The following is an 18,782-nucleotide window of genomic DNA, read 5'->3' as shown; positions in this document are numbered from 1 at the left end:
CGCTTTTTTCGGCTCTTAGCCCTGGAAGGCCGCAGTAACGCGCCCCAACCCCTGGATTTCGGCGCTGAATACATCGCCTGGGCGCACCGCCACCATCGGCCCCAGGGCGCCGGTGAGCACTACGTCGCCGGCGCGCAGCGGCTCGCCCAGGCGGGCCATGGTGTCGGCCAGCCAGAGCGCGGCGTTCAGCGGGTTGTCCAGGCAGGCGGCGCCGGCGCCGACGGATACCGGCTCGCCGCGCAGGCTCAGGCTCATGCCGCAGTTCACCAGGTCCAGCCGGTCCAGGCGCACCGGGCGGCTGCCGAGGACGAAGAGCCCGGAGGAGGCGTTGTCCGCCACGGTGTCGAGCAGGCTGATATCCCAGTTGGCGACACGGCTGCCGACAACCTCGATGGCCGGCAGGGCGAAGGCGGTGGCGCGGATGATGTCGGCCAGGGTGTGGCGCTCGTGGCACAGGTCGTGTTCCAGGACCAGGGCGATTTCCGCCTCCACCTTGGGCTGCTGGCAGTCCGTCCAGGCGATGGGCTGGCCGTCGCCGCGGGCCATCTGGGCGAACAGGCGGCCGAAGTCCGGCTGCTCGACGCCCAGCTGGCGCTGCACGGCGCGGGAGGTCAGGCCGATCTTGTGGCCCACCGGGCGCCAGCCGGCGGCGATGTCGGCGACGTTGTTGCGTTGCTGTACGGCGTAGGCCAGGTCGAGGGCAGCGGCCCCCTGTTCGTTGGCGGCCTGCTGGACGAGGTCGCGCACCGGCGCGCACGGCTGGCCCTGTTCACGGGCCTGGCGCAGGCGCGCGGCGGCTTCGGCGATGGCTGGATGCATGGGCTTCTCCTGGCCTCAGGGGTTGACGCAGATGGTGGTGAGTTCGGAATAGAAATCCAGCGAGTGGCGGCCGCCCTCGCGGCCCAGGCCGGACAGCCGGGCGCCGCCGAAGGGCGTGCGCAGGTCGCGCAGGAACCAGGTGTTGACCCACACCATGCCCACGTGGATGCGCCGCGAGACGCGGTGCGCGCGGCCCAGGTCGCGGGTCCACAGCGAGGCGGCCAGGCCGTAGGCGGAGTCGTTGACGCGGCGCAGCACTTCCTCGTCGCTGTCGAAGGGCGCGATGTGGCAGACCGGGCCGAAGACTTCCTCGCGCATGCAGCGGGCGTCGTCGGCGAGGCCGGTCCAGATGGTCGGCTGGACGAAGGCGCCGTTGTCGCGCGCATCGCCGAACTTCGGCACGCCGCCGCCGCTGACCACGGTGGCGCCCTCCTCGCGGGCCAGCTGGAAGTAGCCCAGCACCTTGTCGCGGTGCTTGTGGGAGATCAGCGAGCCCATGTTCACGCCGTCTTCGTCGGGGTAGCCGATCTTCAGTTTCTCGGCGCCCGCCTTGAGCGCGGCGACGAAGCGCTCGTAGATCGGCCGCTCGACGTAGACGCGCTCGGAGCACAGGCAGACCTGCCCGGAGTTGGTGAAGCTGGAACGCAGCACCCCGGCCACGGCGGCGTCGAAGTCGCAGTCGGCGAAGACCACCGCGGCGTTCTTGCCGCCCAGTTCGAAGGAGACTTCGCGCACGCCTTCGGCGGCGGCGCGCATGATGGTCGAGCCGGTGCGCGACTCGCCGGTGAAGGTGATGGCGTCGACTTCCGGGTGACGGGTGAGGAACTCGCCGGCGGAGTTCGGCCCGAAGCCGTGGACCAGGTTGAAGGCCCCGGCGGGCACGCCCACCTCGTGCATCACCTCGGCCAGCAGGGTGGCGCTGGAGGGCGTGTCTTCCGAGGGCTTGACCACCACCGAGTTGCCGCAGGCCAGGGCCGGCGCGACCTTCCAGGTGAGCAGCAGCAGCGGCAGGTTCCACGGCGAGATGATCGCCACCACGCCATGGGGCTTGCGCACCGTGTAGCTGAACACGTCGCTGCCGTCGCCGGTGCGCATCTCGAAGAACTCGCTGCCGCCCTGGCGCACCAGGTCGGCGAAGGTGCGGAAGTTCTGCACGCCACGGGCCACGTCGAGGCTGCGGGCCTGGTGCACGGGGCGGCCGGTGTCGGCCACCTCGGCGGCGACGAAGTCTTCGAAGCGCCGCTCGATGCCGTCGGCGATGCGCTCCAGCAGCTCGGCGCGCTGGGCGGCGCTGTAGCTGGCCCAGGGACCGTTCTGCGCCTGCGCGGCGGCGCTGACCGCGGCATCGACCTCCACCTCGCCGGCCTCGCAGACCTGGCCGAGGACGCGGCCATCCACCGGGGAGACGTTGTCGAAGGTGCGGCTGCTGGCTACGAAAGCTCCGGCGATGTAGTGGCGGAGCAAGGAATGGGACACGGCGACCTCCTGCATAGGCTTGTTTTTCGCCGAGTCTAGGGAGACCGCCTATAAGCGGATAATCAAAAAAGCGCTCTCAGGTATCCCTTACAGGAATACCGGAAATACCCTCGGGCGCCCTCCTCCATCCGCCCCGGTAGCCGGGGCGGACAAGGGGCCAAGCGGCCCCGGATGGGCTCAGAACAGCTTCCAGGTGTAGCTGAGGATCAGGCGGTTCTCGTCGATGTCACTGCGGTAGTTGGAGCGCGCCATGACGTTGCGCAAGCGCACGTTGAGCCCGGCCACCGGGCCGCTCTGCACGGTGTAGCCGATGTCCAGGTCGCGCTCGCGGTCCTTGCCCTCGAAGCCCAGCCCGGTGTCGACGTTGTCGCCGCTGATGTAGCGCAGGGTGGTGGTCAGGCCGGGCACGCCGAGGGCGACGAAGTCGTAGTCGTAGCGCGCTTGCCAGGAGCGCTCGTCGGTGGAGGCGAACTCGTAGGTCGGCACCTCGTTGCCCAGCGGCGAGACGTTGGCGAACACCCGGGGGAAGGCGCTGTCGCCGAACATGCCCTGGTAGCCGAGGTAGAAGGTGTGCCCGCCATGCCTGGCCGAGAACAGCGAGTAGAAGGCGCGGTTGTCGATATCGCCGAGCAGGCGCTTGCCGTCCTCGCTGGCGTCGAAGTAGCCGAGGTTGGCGCCCAGCACCCAGTCGCCCAGCGGCTGGGCGTGCTTGAGGCCGAGGAAGCGCTGCTTGTAGATGTCTTCCAGCTGGCCGTACCAGGCGCTGACGCGGGTGCGCTTGACGTTGAAGTCGTAATCGCCGCCCGCGTAGTTGAAGGCGTCGCTCTCGGCCTGGCGCTGCGGCTGGTAGCTGAGCATGGCGAGCATCTTCTCGTCGCCGCCCTCGTTGCGCAGGTGGGTGGAGGTGAGGTGCCCGGCCTGCAAGGTCAGCCCGGGGATTTCGCTGGAGGTCAGCGAGGCGCCCTGGTAGCTGGGCGGCAGCAGGCGGATGTCGCTGAACACCAGCACCGGCAGGTTGGGCTGCAGCTCGCCGATTTTCAGCTCGGTCTTCGAGAACTTCATCTTGCCGGCCACGCCCAGGCGGCTGTAGTCGTCCGGCGCGCGGCCGTCGCCGCCCACCGGCAGCAGGCCGCTGTTGGTGCGGTCGGGGCTGCTGTCCAGCTTCAGGCCCAATACGCCGATGGCGTCCAGGCCGAAGCCGATGGGCCCCGGGGTGTAGCCGGAACGGAAGTCGAGGATGAAGCCCTGGGCCCATTCCTCTGCCTTGGACTGCCGGTTGGGCCCGACGATGTCGGAGAAGTCGCGGCTGAAGTAGTAGTTGCGTGCCTGCAGGGTGGCGCTGGCACCTTCGATCAGCCCTTCGGCCGCGGCCGCCGGCTGGGCGGCGGCCACGCCGATGCCCAGCGCGACGGCGGTCACGCATACGCGATTGCTCATGGTTTTCTCTTGTTCTTATGGTTGTGCGATCCCCTGCCGAGCGACCGGAGGGCCGCGGCATAGCGCTGGGCGAGGAGTCAGGTATCGGCGACGGGGGCCCGGGGCTGTCCGCTTCGATCAGCCGCCCTGCCCTGCTTCCGCTGCCGTGTTGCCTTGGGCGGGCGCCCCGGCCGGGCGCCCGCTTGCCGTTGCCCGGTGGTCAGGCGCGCACGGCGCGCGCCTCGCGTTGATGAGCGCGGCGGCGCACCAGCAGCAGGTGCGCGGCCAGGCCGAAGATCAGGCCCCAGAAGGCCGCCGACAGGCCGAGGAAGGACATGCTCGAGGCGGTGACCAGGAAGGTGATCAGCGCCGCCTCGCGGTCCTCGGGTACGCCCATGGCGCCGGCCAGGGCCCCGCCGATGGCACCGAACAGCGCAAGGCCGGCCAGCGCGGCGATCAGTTCGCGGGGGAAGGCGCTGAACAGCGACACCAGGGTGGCGCCGAACAGCCCCAGCAGCAGGTAGGCGACGCCGCCCACCACCCCGGCGACGTAGCGCCGCGCCGGGTCCTCGTGGGCCTCGCGGCCGGTGCAGATGGCCGCGGTGATGGCGGCGAGGTTCAGGCCGTGGCAGCCGAAGGGCGCCAGCAGCAAGGTGCCCAGGGCGCTGCTGGCGATCAGCGGGCGCGCCGGGGTCTGGTAGCCGTCGTTGCGCAGCACGGCGATGCCCGGCACGAACTGCCCGGTGAGCGCCACCACCACCAGCGGCAGGGCGATGTTGAGTAGCGCATGGAGGCTGAATTCAGGGGCGATCCATTGCGGCGTGGCCAGGCCGATCACCAGCGCCGAGGCGTTCAGCTCGCCGCCGCCGATGGCCATGGCACAGCCCACCAGCAGCACCAGGGCCACCGCGTAGCGCGGCGCCAGGCGCTTGCCCAGCAGGTAGGCGACGAACATGGCCAGCACCAGCGCCGGCTTGGCCTGCAGCGAGACGAACAGCTGGGTGCCGAAGCTGAACAGGATGCCGGCCAGCATGGCCGCGGAGATGGCCGGCGGCAGCTTGCCGACCACGCGGTCGAAGGCGCCGGAGATGCCCACCAGGAAGATGATCAGGCTCGACGCCAGGTAGGCGCCCACCGCCTCGTTCAGGCTGATGCCCGGCAGCAGCGCCACCAGCAGCGCCGAGCCGGGCGCCGACCAGGCGATCACCAGCGGCACCTTGTAGCGCAGGCTGAGGAGGATGCCGAGCACGCCGCTGCCGATGGAGATCGCCCACACCCAGGACGATACGGCGGTGTCGGGCAGGCTGGCGCTCTTGGCCGCCTGGAAGATGATCACCAGGGGGCCGGCGTAGGAAATCAGGGTGGCGATCAACCCGGCCACCAGGGCGGACAGCGAGAAGTCGCGGATGAGGTCTTTCATGGCGCCTCACTTTTTCTTGTTCTGCACGCAAGGCTTCGCCGTGCCGGCAAGCCGGCTCGGGACGATGCCTGGGGGTAACACCGTAGCGGATCTCATCCGCGATTCGCGCCGGTGGTTCCGGCTATCGCGGACAAGGTCCTACGGTTCCAGGAAGCACGGCTTTTCGTAGGATGGCGTTGAGCGAAGCGATACCCATCGCCAGGGTCCGATGGGTATCGCAAGCTCAACCCATCCTACGAAGAGCGCTTCGGCGCAAGACAGTTGCTCCTACGCTGTTTCTGGGTCTCCGCGCAGGCGGGAACCCAGAGAACAGCGCCTCAGGCGCCCTGCACCTGCAGCGCGCGCGGGCGCTGGCTGCGCTGTTCGTCTTCGGCGCTGGCGGCCTTCTGCAGCTGGAAGCTGAATTCCAGCTCGGCCACGCGGCCGTCGATGCCGCGGACGTTCTCGGCGAACTTCACTTCGCCGACCAGGCCGTCGCGGGTGGCGTAGGCGAAGTCGTCCCACAGGTACTGGTCGCCGGACAGGTTGATCTGGGTGGTCAGGTGGCGGTAGCCGGGCGCCGAGATGAAGAAGTGGATGTGCGCCGGGCGCTGGCCGTGGCGGCCGAGCTGGTCCAGGCATTCCTGGGTCGGGCCCTGCGGGTCGCAGCCGTAGCCGCTGGGGACGATGCTGCGGGCGCGGTAGCGGCCCTCGGCGTCGGTGATGATGCGGCGGCGCAGGTTGTACTCGGACTGGCTCTGGTCGAAGTAGGAGTAGTTGCCCTTGGTGTTGGCGTGCCACAGGTCGACGGTGGCGCCGGCGATGGGCTTGCCGTCCAGGTCCAGCACCTGGCCTTCGAGGAACATCACGGTGGCCATGCCGTCTTCGCTGCCGTCGTCCATGCGCGCTTCGCCCTCGACAATGGGCGCGCCGGCCACGTACAGCGGGCCTTCGATGGTGCGCGGGGTGCCGCCGGTCTTGCCGATCTGCGCGTCCTTGGCGTCGTTGAGCAGGTCGATGAAGTGCTCGATGCCCAGGCCCGCCACCAGCAGGCCGGCTTCGCCGCGGCCGCCCAGGCGGTTCAGGTAGTCCACGGCGGTCCAGAATTCGTCGTCGGTGACTTCCAGGTCCTCGATGATCTTCGCGGTGTCCTGCAGCACGCGCAGGACGATCTGCTTAAGGCGCGGGCTGCCGTTGTCGTTGCCGTAGCCGGCGGCTTCTTCGAAGAACTTCTGGATCTCGGCAGTCTGGGAAATCTTCACGGTCATGATGTTCACCTCGTCTTGTTCTTATACAAGGGTTTCGTCGTTGGGGTTCAGGGCTCAGCGGTCGTCGGCATGGATGGAGGACGGATGGCGGCAGAGCCCGTCGACCTCGATGTCCATGTAGGGGAACAGCGGCAGTTGCATCAGGGTGTCGTGCAGTTCCTCGACGCTGGCGACGTCGAAGACGCTGTAGTTGGCGTAGTGCCCGGCGATGCGCCACAGGTGGCGCCACTTGCCCTCGCGCTGCAGGCGCTGGGCCAGTTCCTTCTCGTCGGCCTTGAGCTGGGCGGCGCGGGCCGGGTCCATGTCGACGGGCAGTTTCACCGTCATCTTCACGTGGAACAGCATGGGGCTTCTCCTCTCTCTAATTCAGGGGCGGCGGAAGCGCTTGAGGCGCTCCTCGTCCAGGCTCAGGCCGAGGCCCGGGGCGTTGGGCACCAGCAGTTGGAAGTCGCGGTACACCGGCGGCTCGGCGACGATTTCCTCGGTCAGCAGCAGCGGGCCGAACAGTTCGGTGTGCCAGGTCAGCTGCTTGAGGGTGAGGAAGGCGTGGGCCGAGGCCAGGGTGCCGATGGCGCCTTCGAGCATGGTCCCGCCGTACAGGGCGATGCCGGCCGCCTCGGCGATCTGCGCGGTGCGCAGCACGGCGCGCGGGCCGCCGTTCTTGGCGATCTTCAGGGCGAAGATGCTGGCGGCGCCGTCGGCGGCCAGGCTGAAGGCGTCTTCGACGCTCTCGATGGATTCGTCGGCCATGATCGGCGCCGGGCTGCGCAGGTTCAGGCGCACCTGGCCGGCGCGGTTGATCCGCGAGATGGGCTGCTCGACGAGGTCGATGCCGTTCTCGCCGAGCACCTGGCAGCCGCGGATGGCCTGGGATTCGTCCCAGTACTGGTTGACGTCCACGCGCACGCTGGCGCGCTCGCCCAGGGCGCGCTTGATCGCCACCACGTGCTTGAGGTCCTGCTCCAGCGCATTGGCGCCGATCTTCAGCTTGAAGATGCGGTGGCGGCGCAGGTCGAGCATGCGCTCGGCTTCCTCGATGTCGCGGGCGGTGTCGCCGCTGGCCAGCGTCCAGGCCACTTCCAGGCCGTCGCGCACGCGGCCGCCGAGCAGTTCGCTGACGGCCAGGCCCAGGCGCTTGCCCTGGGCGTCGAGCAACGCGGTTTCCACCGCCGAGCGGGCGAAGGTGTTGCCCTTGATGGCCTTGTCCAGACGCTGCATGGCGGCGTTGATGTTGCAGGCGTCCTGGCCGATCAGCAGCGGCGCGAAGTGCGCTTCCAGGTTGGCCTTGATGCTTTCTGGGCTTTCGTTGCCATAGGCCAGGCCACCGATGGTGGTGGCCTCGCCGAGGCCTTCGATGCCGTCGCTGCAGCGCAGGCGCAGGATCACCAGGGTCTGCTGCTGCATGGTGTGCATCGCCAGCTTGTGCGGGCGGATGGTCGGCAGGTCGACGATGATCGCTTCGAGGCGTTCGATCAGGGCTTGGGTCATCTCGGGTTCCATATCACGCTAGGCTGCTTGTCGAGGCCCGGCCGTCTGGTGCGGCCGATACCTTCCAGGTCTTTTGTTGCACACCGAAGGATTGCGCCAGCGGTGGCGAGCAGTCCAATATCATTGCCCTCTCGTTCCATACCCTGGAGGTATCATGGAGCTTCGACACCTGCGGTACTTCCAGGCGGTCGCCGAAACCCTCAACTTCACTCGCGCCGCCGAGCGCCTGCACATCGCCCAGCCGCCGCTGAGCCGGCAGATCCAGCAGTTGGAGGAGCTGCTCGGCGTCGAGCTGCTGGAGCGCGGCCGGCCGCTGCGCCTGACCGAGGCCGGGCGCTTCTTCTACGAGCAGAGCGGCACCCTGCTGGAACAGCTGCAGAACATCTGCGACAACACCCGCCGCATTGGCCTGGGCCAGCGCCAGTGGCTGGGCATCGGCTTCGCGCCTTCGACGCTCTACGCGGTGCTGCCGGAGCTGATCCGCGAGCTGCGCGGCGACGCCGAGCTGGAGCTGGGCCTGCAGGAGATGACCACCCTGCAGCAGGTCGAGGCGCTGAAGAGCGGGCGCATCGACATCGGCTTCGGGCGCATGCGCTTCGACGACCCGGCCATCCACCAGCAGGTGCTGCGCGAGGACCCGCTGGTGGCGGTGCTGCCCACCGGGCACCCGCTGCTGGGCGCGCCGGTGAGCCTGCAGCGGCTGTCCCGCGAGCCCTTTGTGCTGTACCCGGCCAACCCGCGGCCGAGCTACGCCGACCACGTGCTGGCGCTGTTCGCCAACCATGGCCTGGGCATCCGCGTGGCGCAGTGGGCCAACGAGCTGCAGACCGCCATCGGCCTGGTCGCCGCCGGCCTGGGCGTGGCCCTGGTACCGGCCTCGGTGCAGCAGCAGCACCGCCCGGACATCGGCTACGTCGCCGTGCTGGAGCCCGAGGCGGTGTCGCCGATCGTCCTCAGCCGCCGCGCCGGCGACGTCAGCGCCATGGTCCAGCGCTGCCTGGCACTGATCGAGCAGGTCAACCGCTGAGCGGGCCACTCAGAGCAGCCTCAGGGGCGCGTCGATGATCAGGCGGAACTCCTCCAGGTTGCCCTCGATCTGCCCCGCGCTGGCGCGGTGCCAGATGTAGCCGGTCGACAGGCCGACGCCGCGCAGCGGCCCGGACTGCACGGCGTAGCTGAACAGGCCGCCGACCTCGTAGTGGCTCTCGCCCTTCTGCCCCAGCACCGAGTTGTAGGCCGCGCGGGGGCCGCCGTTATAGCCGCTGCCGTCGATGCCCCAGCCCTTGACGTACCAGAACAGGCTTTTGAACCCCGGCAGGCCGTAGGGCGTCCAGTCGGTGCCGTAGCTGACCTGGAAGGAGCGCTCGTTGGGCCCGTTGTAGTACGAGAGCATGGCGTTGGGCAGGTCGAAGGCGTTGGACTCGGCGGGGAAGTCGAAGTACTCGTCGCCGTCGATCTGCTGGAAGGCCAGCTTCAGCGTGTGGTTGGCGTAGCCCGGCGCGACGCTCGCGCCGTAGGCTTGCTGGCTGATGCGCCCGGCGTTCTCGCGGCCGCTGGAGCGGGTGTCGTAGAAGTCCAGGCGCAGGCCCAGGTCCAGCTCGCCCAGGCGGTAGCGCTGCGCCCAGCCGGCGTAGGTGCGGTCCCAGACATCGTCGAAGCGCGACAGGTAGAGGCTGGCCCGACCGCGCTCGCCGAGGCGGTAATCGCCGCCGGCATAGGCGATCCAGTCGCTTTCCACCAGGCGCGTGCTGAAGGTCAGGCTCAGGTCCTGGCTGCCGGCGCCGGTGCGCGGCGTGGCGCGCTGGAAGTGCCCGGCCTTGAAGGTCAGCCCGGGCAGGTCATGGCTCTCCAGCGAGATACCGTCGAAGGAGGCCGGCAGGGTGCGGGTGTCGGCGTAGCTCATCACCGGTGTGCGGACCTGCTGGCGGCCGAGCTTCGCCTCGGTTTCGCCGGCCTTGAGCTTGAGCGCAGCGATGCCCACCTTGCCCCACTGGTCCACCACCTCGCCGTCGCGCTCCACCAGCAGGCGGGTGCTGCCGCCGGCCACCGCTTCGCGGCTGCGCTCCAGGGCCACCGCGCCGTACAGCGAGAAGTCCATGCCCAGGCCCTGCTCGCCCTGGCTGTAGCCGGACTGGTAGTCGAGCTTCAGGCCCTGCAGCCAGGCCACGCGGTCGCGCACCGGGCGCCCGCCCTCGTCGTCGGGCGCCCGGAAGTAGCTGTCCTTGCGGGCGATTTCATGGGAATACCAGTGGCGGGTGTTCAACACCAGCGAGCTGTCTTCGAACAGGCGGCGCTCGTCGGCCAGGGCCAGTTCAGCGGTGAAGGGCGCCAGCAGCGCCAGGGGGCCGGCGAAGCGCCGGGCCCGGGTTTCGCTTATGTGCATCGGGTCATGCCTCTTCATTGTTGTTGTCGTATGGCATGGGCGCTCAGGCGGGCCCGGTCTGGTAGGCGCGCGGCATCCGCGCCGCCGCCTCGATCACGGCGGCCACCTGGAAGCAGCGGTCCTCGCGGTAGTGGTCGGCGATGACCTGCACGCCGGCCGGCAGGCGCTCGCCCTGCAGGCCGCTGGGCACGCTGAGCGCCGGCAGGCCGCTGAGCGCGACGCTCATCAGGATCGCCTGCTGGCGCATGATCTGTGCCACGGCCTCGCCGCCCTGGGCATCCAGGCCCCAGGGCAGCGGCGCGCTGGCGGAGACCGGGGCGATCAGCGCGTCGTAGCGCTGGAACAGTGCGCGCCACTTCACCCGCAGGTTGTTGCGGGTGGCCAGCGCGGCGACGTATTCGTCCAGGCCGGTCTCCGGCGTCGCCTCCAGCATGCCCTGCACGGCCGCCTGCAGCGCCTCGCTGCCCTCGCGCCGCATGACCGGCAGCAGTTGCAGGCGGATCTCCGTCATGACGATGCGCAGCCAGGTCTGGGTGGCCAGCTCGTGGTCCGGCAGGCTCACCGGCTCGACGCGGTAGCCGGCGTCCTCGAGCATCTTCGCCACCGCCGCCAGGTTGTCCCGCACCGAAGCGTCGAGGGGAATGCCGGGCAGTTCGTCGACCAGGCCGACCACCCGCTTCTCGCGCGCATCGGGCGCCGCCACGGGGCTCACCCAGTTGGGGTCGGCGCCGCCGCTGCTGGCCATCGCCAGGAAGGCCAGGCGCGCGTCGGCCACGCTGCGCGCCAGCGGCCCCTGGGTGGCGATCTGCTGTCCGGCGAAGCCCAGGCCAAGCCCGGTGGGAATGCGCCCGACGCTGGGGCGCAGGCCGACCACGCCGCAGGCATAGGCCGGGTAGCGGATGGAGCCGGCGATGTCGTTGCCGTGGGCGATCGGACACATGCCCGCGGCCACGGCCGAGGCCGCACCGCCGCTGGAGCCGCCCGGGGTGATGTCGGCGCGCCAGGGGTTCAGCGTGCGCCCGTACAGCGGGCTTTCGGTGTACCAGCGGAAGGAGAACTCCGGCGTGCTGGTCAGGCCGATGATGACCGCGCCGTTGTCCAGCAGGTTCTGCACCACCGGGCTGTTGTCGGCGGCGATGTTGTCGCGGCGCGCCAGCAGCCCGTTGGTGTTGGGCTGGCCGGCGACGTTCTGGTTGACCTTGACGGTGACCGGCACCCCGTGCAGCGGCGGCAGCGCGTCGCTGCCCCGCCGCTGGTCGGCGCGCTGCGCCGCGCGCAGGGCCTCGTCGCGCATCTCGTGGACCACGGCCTTGAGCCCGGGGTTGGCCTCGGCGATGCGCCCGAGGCAGCTTTCCACCGCCTCCCGGCTGCTGATGGCGCCGCTGGCGATGCCGGCGGCCAGTTCGCTGGCCTGCCACTGCCACAGCGGCGCATCCGGCAGCGCGAGCGCCGCCTGCCCTTGCTTCACGCTGGCGGCCAGCGCGTTCCTGCCGAGCAGCAAGCCGGCGGACAAGGCCGCGGCACCGGTCATGAAATCTCTGCGTTGCATGCTGTTCCCTCCTTGGCTCCCGTCAGCGCGGAAGCCTGCGGCGGGCGCCGGAGTGGCCGGCCCCGCCCTTGCGTTGTCGGTTCAGGCCCGGGCTTCGGCCAGGGGCGCGAGCACCCGCTCGCTGCGGCTGACCAGGTACATGGCCAGGGCCGCCAGCGCGCCGGGGATGGCGAAGGCCATGAAGTTCAGGTGCAGCGGCAGCTCGATGGCCAGCAGCGAGCCGCCCAGCAGCGGGCCGACGATGGCGCCGTTGCGGCCGATGCCCGAGGCCCAGCCAAGGCCGGTGGAGCGGATGGCCAGGCCGTAGAACTGCGCGGCGCTGGCGTAGAGCAGGATCTGCGTGCCGATGGTGGTGGCCCCGGCGATGCCGATCAGCAGGTAGAGCACCGGCATCGGCGTGTTGAAGCCCAGCAGGGTGATGGAAACGGCGGCGGCGACGAAGAACAGCGCCACCACCTTGGGCAGGTTGAAGCGGTCGCCCAGCCAGCCGCCGAAGATGGCCCCGAACATGCCGCCGAAGTTCAGCACCAGCAGGAACGACAGGCTCGAACCCAGGCTGTAGCCAGCGTTGGCCATCAGCTTCGGCAGCCAGGAACTGAGCGCGTAGACCATCAGCAGGCAGCAGAAGAACGCCACCCAGAGCATCAGGGTGCGCAGCGCACGGCCCTCGCGGAACAACTCCAGCACCGGCGCGCCCTGCGGCTTGCTCTCGCCCAGGTGCAGCTCGGCGACGGCCTCCAGGGTGGTTTCCGGGGAAATGCGACGGAGGATGGCGCGGGCCTGTTCGGTACGCCCCTGGCGCAGCAGGAAGCCCACCGACTCCGGCAGTTGCCAGAGGATCAGCGGCAGCATCAGCAGCGGCAGCAGCGCGGCGAAGAACATCGCCTCCCAGCCGAAGCGCGGCAGCATGTAGATGCCCACGCCGGCGGAGAGCATGCCGCCCAGGGAGTAGCCGCTGAACATCACCGCCACCAGGGTGCTGCGCAGTTTCTTCGGCGCGTATTCGTTCATCAGCGCCACCACGTTGGGCATCAGCCCGCCGATGCCGAGGCCGGCCATGAAGCGGCAGATGCCGAATTGCGTGGGGTTGCTGGCGAAGCCGTTGACCACGGTGAAGCCGGAGAAGAGCACGAAGCAGATGGCGATGCCCTTCTTGCGCCCGACCTTGTCGGCCAGCGGGCCGAAGAACAGCGCCCCGGCCATCATGCCGAACAGCGCGTAGCTGCCCAGGGCGCCGGCCTGCAGCGGGGTCAGGCCCCACTCCTTCATCAGCACCGGCAGCACCACGCCGTAGATGAACAGGTCGTAGCCGTCGAAGATCAGCAGCAAGGCGCACCAGGCCATGACCATCCAGTGGAAGCGGCCGAAGCGCGCGTTGTCGATGACGTCGTGTACGTCGATTTTCCGCATGGCATCACTCTCTTTTTTGTTGTTGTGCGAGAAGCCGTTGGGGCCGCGTCGTGGGCGGTCCGTCTTTGCGTGGGATGGCGTTGGGCCGGAGGCGATACCCATCGCCTCGGGTGATGGGTATCGCTGCGCTCAACGCCATCCTACGGGTTGGTTCGGGTCGGGTTTTCAGCCCAGGTCGCCACCGCCTACCGGCAGGGTCACGCCGGTGATGTAGGAGGCTTCGTCGGAGGCCAGGAAGAGGATGGCGCCGACCTGTTCGTCGATGCTGCCGTAGCGCTTCATCAGGCTGCTGCTCACGGTCTGGTCGACGATCTGCTGGTACCAGACCTTCTCCTGCGCGCTCTGCTCGGCGGCGTTGCGCGGGATGCGCCGCGGCGGCGCCTCGGTGCCGCCCGGCGCGGTGGCGTTGACGCGCACACCGCGCTCGGCGGTCTCGAAGGCCAGGCAGGCGGTCAGCGCGTTCACCCCGCCCTTGGCCGCGCCGTAGGGCACGCGGTTGACGCCGCGGGTGGCGATGGAGGAGACGTTGACGATGGCCCCGGCGCCCTGCTCCAGCATCGGCACCAGGGCAGCGCGGCAGCACCATAGGGTGGGGAACAGCGAGCGCCGCACCTCGGCCTCGATCTCATGCTCGGCGTAGTGCTCGAAGGGCTTGGCCCAGATGGTGCCGCCGACGTTGTTGACCAGGATGTCCAGGCGGCCGAAGCGTTGCACGGCTTCGTTGACCACGCGCTGGGCTTCGGCGAATTGCTCCAGGTCGGCGGTGAGGGTCAGCACTTCGGCGTATTGGCCGAGTTCGTCCTGCAGTTCGTGGACCAGCTCGGAGCGGTCCACGGCGACCAGGCGGGCGCCCTCTTGCGCCAGGCGCTCGGCGACGCGGCGGCCGATGCCCTGGGCGGCGCCGGTGACCAGGGCGACTTTGTGGGGGAATCTGTTCATGGGTACCTCGGTTGGGGTTGCGTCCTGGGAGGTGGGTGCGGGTCCGGCCACCCTCTCCCCCCGCCCTCTCCCTGAAGGGAGAGGGAGCTATTCGTGCTCCCCGGCTGAGTTCGATGCTCGGGCCAATATCGGTGCGTCGTGATAGCCGGCTAACATCGAATTCCGCCGCGGTACGGACGGTCCCCTCTCCCTTCAGGGAGAGGGTTAGGGAGAGGGGCTCTTACAGCTCCCCCATCAAGCCGCACTGGCCGCAAACTTCTCGTAGTAGAAATTCGCCGGCGTAATCCCCTGCTCGCGGATGTACGCGCTCACCGCCTCGACCATCGGCGGCGGGCCGCACAGGTAGATGTCCACCTCGCCTTCGTTGAGATGCGCAGGCGTGATGTGCTGGGTGACGTAGCCCTTGTGCGGGTAGTTGCTCTCGGGGTTGGCCACACAGGCGCTGAAGCTGAAGTTGGGGATGCGCGCGGCGAAGGCTTCGAGCTTGTCCAGCTCCACCAGGTCGAAGTCGTTGGTCACCCCGTAGATCAGGTGCAGCGGGTGTTCGCTGCCCTGCTCGGCGATCTTCTCCAGCATCGCGGTGAAGGGCGCCAGGCCCGTGCCGCCGGCCAGCAGCAGCAAGGGGCGCCTGATGTCGCGCAGGTAGAAGCTGCCCAGCGGGCCGGCCAGTTCCAGGCTGTCGCCGGCCTTGGCCAGGCTGGTGAGGAAGCTGCTCATCAGCCCGCCGGGCACGTTGCGGATCAGGAAGCTGACCTCGCCGCCCTTCTGCAGCGAGCTGAAGGAGTAGGCGCGGCTCTGGCCGCTGCCCGGCACCTGCAGGTTGACGTACTGCCCCGGCAGGAAGGCCAGCTTGCTCAGCGACTCGCCCTTGACCGACAAGGCGATGGTGCTCTCGGACAGCTGGCGCACCTCGCTGATAGCGGCCTGGTAGCTGGCCTGCTGGGTCTTGCACACGTCCGAGGCCGCCGGCACGCGCACCACGCAGTCGCTTTCGGCGCGCATCTGGCAGGTCAGCACGTAGCCCTGCTCGGCTTCCTCCTCGCTCAGCGCGTCCTCGATGTAGTCCTGGCCCAGGTCGTAGCGGCCGGCCTCGGCGAAGCACTTGCAGGTGCCGCAGGCGCCGTCGCGGCAGTCCAGCGGGATGTTCACGCCCTGGCGGTAGGCCGCATCGGCGACGGTTTCGTCGGGGTTGGCGTCGATGAAGCGGGTGACGCCGTCTTCGAAGTTCAGTGCGATCGAATAGCTCATGGCGGCCACCTCAGATGTGGTAGATGTCGATGACCTGGCGGACGTAGTCGTTCTTCAGCACCACCTTCTTCGCCTTGATCAGCGGGTTCTCGCCACGCAGGTCGATGGCGTAGAAGCTGGTGCCGAAGTAGCTGTCGGTGGTCTTGTAGCGGAAGCTCAGGGTGTGCCAGTTGAAGCGCACCTGGCAGAGGCCGTCTTCCTCGCCCAGCACTTCGATGTTGCTGATGTTGTGCGAGGTGCGGGTGTCCGGCATGGTCGCGCTGGAGCGCTCGGTCTTGATGCGGAACACGCGGTCTTCCAGGCCGCCGCGGTTGCCGTACCAGATCAGCGAGATTTCCCGCTGCGGGTCCTGGGTCAGCTCGTCGCGGTCGTCCCAGGCCGGCATCCAGAAGCTGGCGTCGCTGGCGTACAGCTCCAGCCAGGCGTCCCAGTCCTTGTCGTCGAGGTAGCGGGCTTCGCGGTAGAGGAAGTCGCGAACGGTTTCGTAGCGGCTCATCACACGGCCTCCTCGAGCGGAATGCGCCTGGCTGCTTCGGCGGCCAGGGCTTCGCTCATCGCCTGCAGCCAGTACTTGTGCTGCAGCACGAACAGGCCTTCGTCCTCGGTGCGCACACCGGACAGCTGCGGGTGCAGGTCGATTTCCTGCGCGGCGGCATCGGCGCCGTCGATCCAGTGCGCGGCCCCGCGGGACATGTCGTTCCAGCCTTCGGCGCTGCCCTGGTAGGCCTGCTGGCAGGAGCGGAACTCCTCCAGGTCGTCCGGGGTGGCCATGCCGCTGACGTTGAAGAAGTCCTCGTACTGGCGGATGCGCTGGGCGCGGGCCTCGGCACTCTCGCCCTTGGGCGCGATGCAGTAGATGGTGATTTCGGTGCGGTTGACGTCGATCGGCCGGGCGATGCGGATCTGCGAGCTGAACTGGTCCATCAGGTAGACGTTGGGGTACAGGCAGAGGTTGCGCGAGTTCTGGATCATCCAGTCGGCGCGGGCCTGGCCGAAGTCGGCGGCGAGCTGCTCGCGGCGCTCGAAGGCCGGGCGGTCCTCGGGGTTGGCCCAGCGCGTCCAGAGCAGCATGTGGCCATGCTCGAAGGAGTAGAAGCCGCCGCCGTGCTTGGCCCAGCCGCCGGCGCTCATGGTCTTCACTTCCTCGCCGGCCTCGCGCTGCTTGCGCTGGTTCTGGGTGGCGGCGTAGTTCCAGTGCACGGAGCTGACGTGGTAGCCGTCGGCGCCGTTCTCGGCGGTGAGCTTCCAGTTGCCTTCGTAGATGTAGCTGGAGGAGCCGCGCAGCACTTCCAGGCCCTCGGGGGACTGGTCGACGATCATGTCGATGATCTTCGCCGACTCGCCCAGGTGCTCCACCAGCGGGCGCACGTCGGGGTTGAGGCTGCCGAAGAGGAAGCCGCGGTAGGACTCGAAGCGGGCGACCTTGGTGAGGTCGTGGGAGCCTTCGCAGTTGAAGCTCGACGGGTAGCCGGCCTCGGCCGGGTCCTTGACCTTGAGCAGTTTGCCGGAGTTGTTGAAGGTCCAGCCGTGGAACGGGCAGGTGTAGCTGGAGCGGTTGCCCGACTTGTGCCGACAGAGCATGGCGCCCTTGTGGCTGCAGGCGTTGAGGAAGGCATTGAGCACGCCATCCTTGTTGCGCGCGATGAAGATCGACTGGCGACCGATCAGGGTGGTCAGGAAGTCGTTCTTCTCGGGAATCTGGCTTTCGTGGGCGAGGTAGACCCAGTTGCCTTCGAAGATGTGCTTCATCTCCAGTTCGAACAGGCGCGGGTCGGTGAACATTTCGCGCTTGCAGCGGTAGACGCCCTTGGCGGGGTCTTCTTCGAGCAGGGAACGCAAGTAGTCGATACCCAGGGTCATGGCCGGGGCCTCCGTTGTTATTGTTCAGGCAGGCTCAGGTTAGGGCTGGGTGGGCGGGGGCAATATCCGCTTTGTGCAGAGCGTTATCCGGTTTTTGCAGGCGGGGTTGCGGGGTGTTTCGGGGGGCTTGCGGGGGCGCGCGGAGATTTCCCTGGAAGTCCGTAGGGCATGGGTGAGCGTGGCTTTTCGTAGGATGGGTTGAGCTTGCGAAACACATGCGGTTGCGGTGATGGGTATCGCTTCGCTCAACGCCATCCTACGAAAAGCACTCCGGTGCAGGGCGCATAACCGGTTATCCGCCGTAGGCGTTATGCGCCCTACGCAGAGGGTCAGGAATGTGCGGGTCGCCCGGGCTCAGCCGCGGCGCTTGAGGGTTTCCGAGGGCAGTTCGCCGAACTGCTGGCGGTAGCTTTCGGAGAAGCGCCCCAGGTGCAGGAAGCCGTAGTCCAGCGCCAGTTCGGTGACGCTGCGCACGTTGCAGCTGGGGTCGGCGAGGCAGGCGCGGATGCGTTCGAGCTTGCGCCGGCGGATGTACTGGCGCGGGGTGGCGCTGGCGTGGCGTTCGAACAGGGCGTAGAGCGAGCGCAGGCTCATCTTCGCCTGGCGGGCCAGTTCCTCGATGTCGATGTCCTGCCGCAGGTTGCGCCCTATGTAGTCGTCGATGCGCTCGAAGCAGGCCATGGGCGCGGCCAGGCATTCGCGGCTGACGTTGGTCTGCAGCAGGGTCAGCAGCTTGCTGGCGACGATCTGCTGGTAGTGCTCCTCGATGCGCGGCAGGCGCTGGCTGGATTCGGCTTCCATGCAGACCATGCCCAGCAGGTTGACGAAGCCTTCCAGTTCGCCCAAGCGGTAGCGGCTCTCGATGAAGCGCGGGCCCTGGCGCGGGTGGGCCCAGCGCTGTTCGGCGCAGATGCCTTCGAGCACCGCGGTGGGGATCTTGATGATGAATTTCTCGCAGTCGTCCGAGTAGGTCAGGTCGACCGGGTCGTCCGGGTTGATCAGCAGCAGCTCGCCGGGCTCCAGGTAGTGCTCCCGGCCCTGGCCGCGCCACAGGCAGTGGCCGTGCAGCAGCACCTGCAGGTGGTAGATGGTCTCCAGCGCCGGCGAGGTGACGCGCACGGCGGCGCCGTAGCGGATGCGGCAGAGGTCGAGGCTGGCGAACTTGCGGTGGTTGAGGCTGGCCTCGGGGCGGCCGTGGGCGGGCATGCGCAGGGCGTGGTTGCCGACGTGCTGGTTGACGTAGCCGGACACCGCGTAGGGGTCGGCTCGCTCGAATACCCGGCTGCGCTCGCTCAGCAGGTTCTCCATACAGGCACTCACTCTTGTTGTTGTCGTCCGCGCTCTTCGTCGCGGCTCGTGCCCGTCCAGTCTATGCCGGGGCCGGGATGGCAGGGCCCGGCAGAGATGGACGGTCGTGCGGGCCACCCCGGATCGGGGACGGCTGGCCCGCCTGCCGTCCGGCCACCCTAAAGGCCGGAAGGCGGGCGGCGCAATTCGACCCGTGGCGCAGTGTTCGCTTATCGCACG

16 protein-coding genes are annotated in these 18,782 nt (G+C 68.7%); 1 reads left to right on the top strand and 15 read right to left on the bottom strand.

What is annotated here, in order from left to right; all coding sequences use genetic code 11:
• Positions 1–15: 15 nt before the first annotated feature.
• From IG194_RS25845 to IG194_RS25815, 7 genes are all read right to left on the bottom strand, one after another.
• Entirely contained in the window at positions 16–819 is an 804-nt protein-coding gene (locus tag IG194_RS25845) for a 2-keto-4-pentenoate hydratase (RefSeq protein WP_058489149.1), read from the bottom strand.
• Positions 820–834: 15 nt separating this feature from the next.
• The gene (locus IG194_RS25840; RefSeq protein WP_043300072.1) at positions 835–2,310 is read right to left on the bottom strand and encodes a 2-hydroxymuconic semialdehyde dehydrogenase; all 1,476 of its coding nucleotides are present in this window, start codon (positions 2,308–2,310) and stop codon (positions 835–837) included.
• A 162-nt stretch (positions 2,311–2,472) separates the two neighbouring features.
• Entirely contained in the window at positions 2,473–3,732 is a 1,260-nt protein-coding gene (locus tag IG194_RS25835; RefSeq protein WP_058489148.1) for an OprD family porin, read from the bottom strand.
• Positions 3,733–3,931: 199 nt separating this feature from the next.
• On the bottom strand, positions 3,932–5,131 hold the full coding sequence (locus IG194_RS25830; protein ID WP_058489147.1) for a benzoate/H(+) symporter BenE family transporter: 1,200 nt from the start codon (positions 5,129–5,131) through the stop codon (positions 3,932–3,934).
• Positions 5,132–5,448: 317 nt separating this feature from the next.
• Entirely contained in the window at positions 5,449–6,378 is a 930-nt protein-coding gene (gene catA, locus IG194_RS25825; protein WP_058489753.1) for a catechol 1,2-dioxygenase, read from the bottom strand.
• 54 nt (positions 6,379–6,432) lie between these two features.
• Positions 6,433–6,723: a muconolactone Delta-isomerase gene (catC, locus tag IG194_RS25820; protein ID WP_009619311.1), complete on the bottom strand. Its 291-nt coding sequence runs from the start codon at positions 6,721–6,723 to the stop codon at positions 6,433–6,435.
• 21 nt (positions 6,724–6,744) lie between these two features.
• On the bottom strand, positions 6,745–7,866 hold the full coding sequence (locus IG194_RS25815; RefSeq protein ID WP_058072533.1) for a muconate cycloisomerase family protein: 1,122 nt from the start codon (positions 7,864–7,866) through the stop codon (positions 6,745–6,747).
• A gap of 154 nt (positions 7,867–8,020) precedes the next feature.
• Here IG194_RS25815 and IG194_RS25810 point away from each other — a divergent pair, with 154 nt between their 5' ends.
• On the top strand, positions 8,021–8,893 hold the full coding sequence (locus IG194_RS25810; protein ID WP_058072534.1) for a LysR family transcriptional regulator: 873 nt from the start codon (positions 8,021–8,023) through the stop codon (positions 8,891–8,893).
• A 9-nt stretch (positions 8,894–8,902) separates the two neighbouring features.
• Here the strand turns inward: IG194_RS25810 and IG194_RS25805 are convergent, their stop codons facing one another.
• From IG194_RS25805 to IG194_RS25770, 8 genes are all read right to left on the bottom strand, one after another.
• A complete protein-coding gene (locus IG194_RS25805; RefSeq protein WP_058489146.1) occupies positions 8,903–10,249 on the bottom strand; it encodes an OprD family outer membrane porin in 1,347 nt (448 codons plus the stop codon).
• Positions 10,250–10,292: 43 nt separating this feature from the next.
• Positions 10,293–11,798 carry an amidase gene (locus IG194_RS25800; protein WP_197674167.1) on the bottom strand — a complete coding sequence of 502 codons (1,506 nt, stop codon included), beginning with the start codon at positions 11,796–11,798 and terminating at the stop codon, positions 10,293–10,295.
• Positions 11,799–11,879: 81 nt separating this feature from the next.
• The gene (locus IG194_RS25795) at positions 11,880–13,208 is read right to left on the bottom strand and encodes an MFS transporter (protein WP_058489144.1); all 1,329 of its coding nucleotides are present in this window, start codon (positions 13,206–13,208) and stop codon (positions 11,880–11,882) included.
• Between the two features lie 165 nt (positions 13,209–13,373).
• Complete coding sequence (locus tag IG194_RS25790) at positions 13,374–14,147, bottom strand: 1,6-dihydroxycyclohexa-2,4-diene-1-carboxylate dehydrogenase (protein ID WP_058489143.1); 774 nt, start codon at positions 14,145–14,147, stop codon at positions 13,374–13,376.
• Between the two features lie 234 nt (positions 14,148–14,381).
• Positions 14,382–15,395: a benzoate 1,2-dioxygenase electron transfer component BenC gene (benC, locus tag IG194_RS25785; protein WP_043266781.1), complete on the bottom strand. Its 1,014-nt coding sequence runs from the start codon at positions 15,393–15,395 to the stop codon at positions 14,382–14,384.
• A gap of 10 nt (positions 15,396–15,405) precedes the next feature.
• Positions 15,406–15,891: a benzoate 1,2-dioxygenase small subunit gene (gene benB / locus IG194_RS25780; RefSeq protein WP_058489142.1), complete on the bottom strand. Its 486-nt coding sequence runs from the start codon at positions 15,889–15,891 to the stop codon at positions 15,406–15,408.
• A complete protein-coding gene (gene benA / locus IG194_RS25775) occupies positions 15,891–17,255 on the bottom strand; it encodes a benzoate 1,2-dioxygenase large subunit (protein WP_064987617.1) in 1,365 nt (454 codons plus the stop codon). Before benA ends, benB begins: the two co-directional genes overlap by 1 nt.
• Positions 17,256–17,609: 354 nt before the next feature.
• Entirely contained in the window at positions 17,610–18,563 is a 954-nt protein-coding gene (locus IG194_RS25770; protein ID WP_043266786.1) for an AraC family transcriptional regulator, read from the bottom strand.
• Positions 18,564–18,782 lie beyond the last annotated feature (219 nt).

The organism is Pseudomonas sp. ADPe (assembly GCF_014843515.1).
Lineage (GTDB): Bacteria > Pseudomonadota > Gammaproteobacteria > Pseudomonadales > Pseudomonadaceae > Pseudomonas > Pseudomonas citronellolis.
This window is presented reverse-complemented; position numbering and strand designations above follow the sequence as displayed.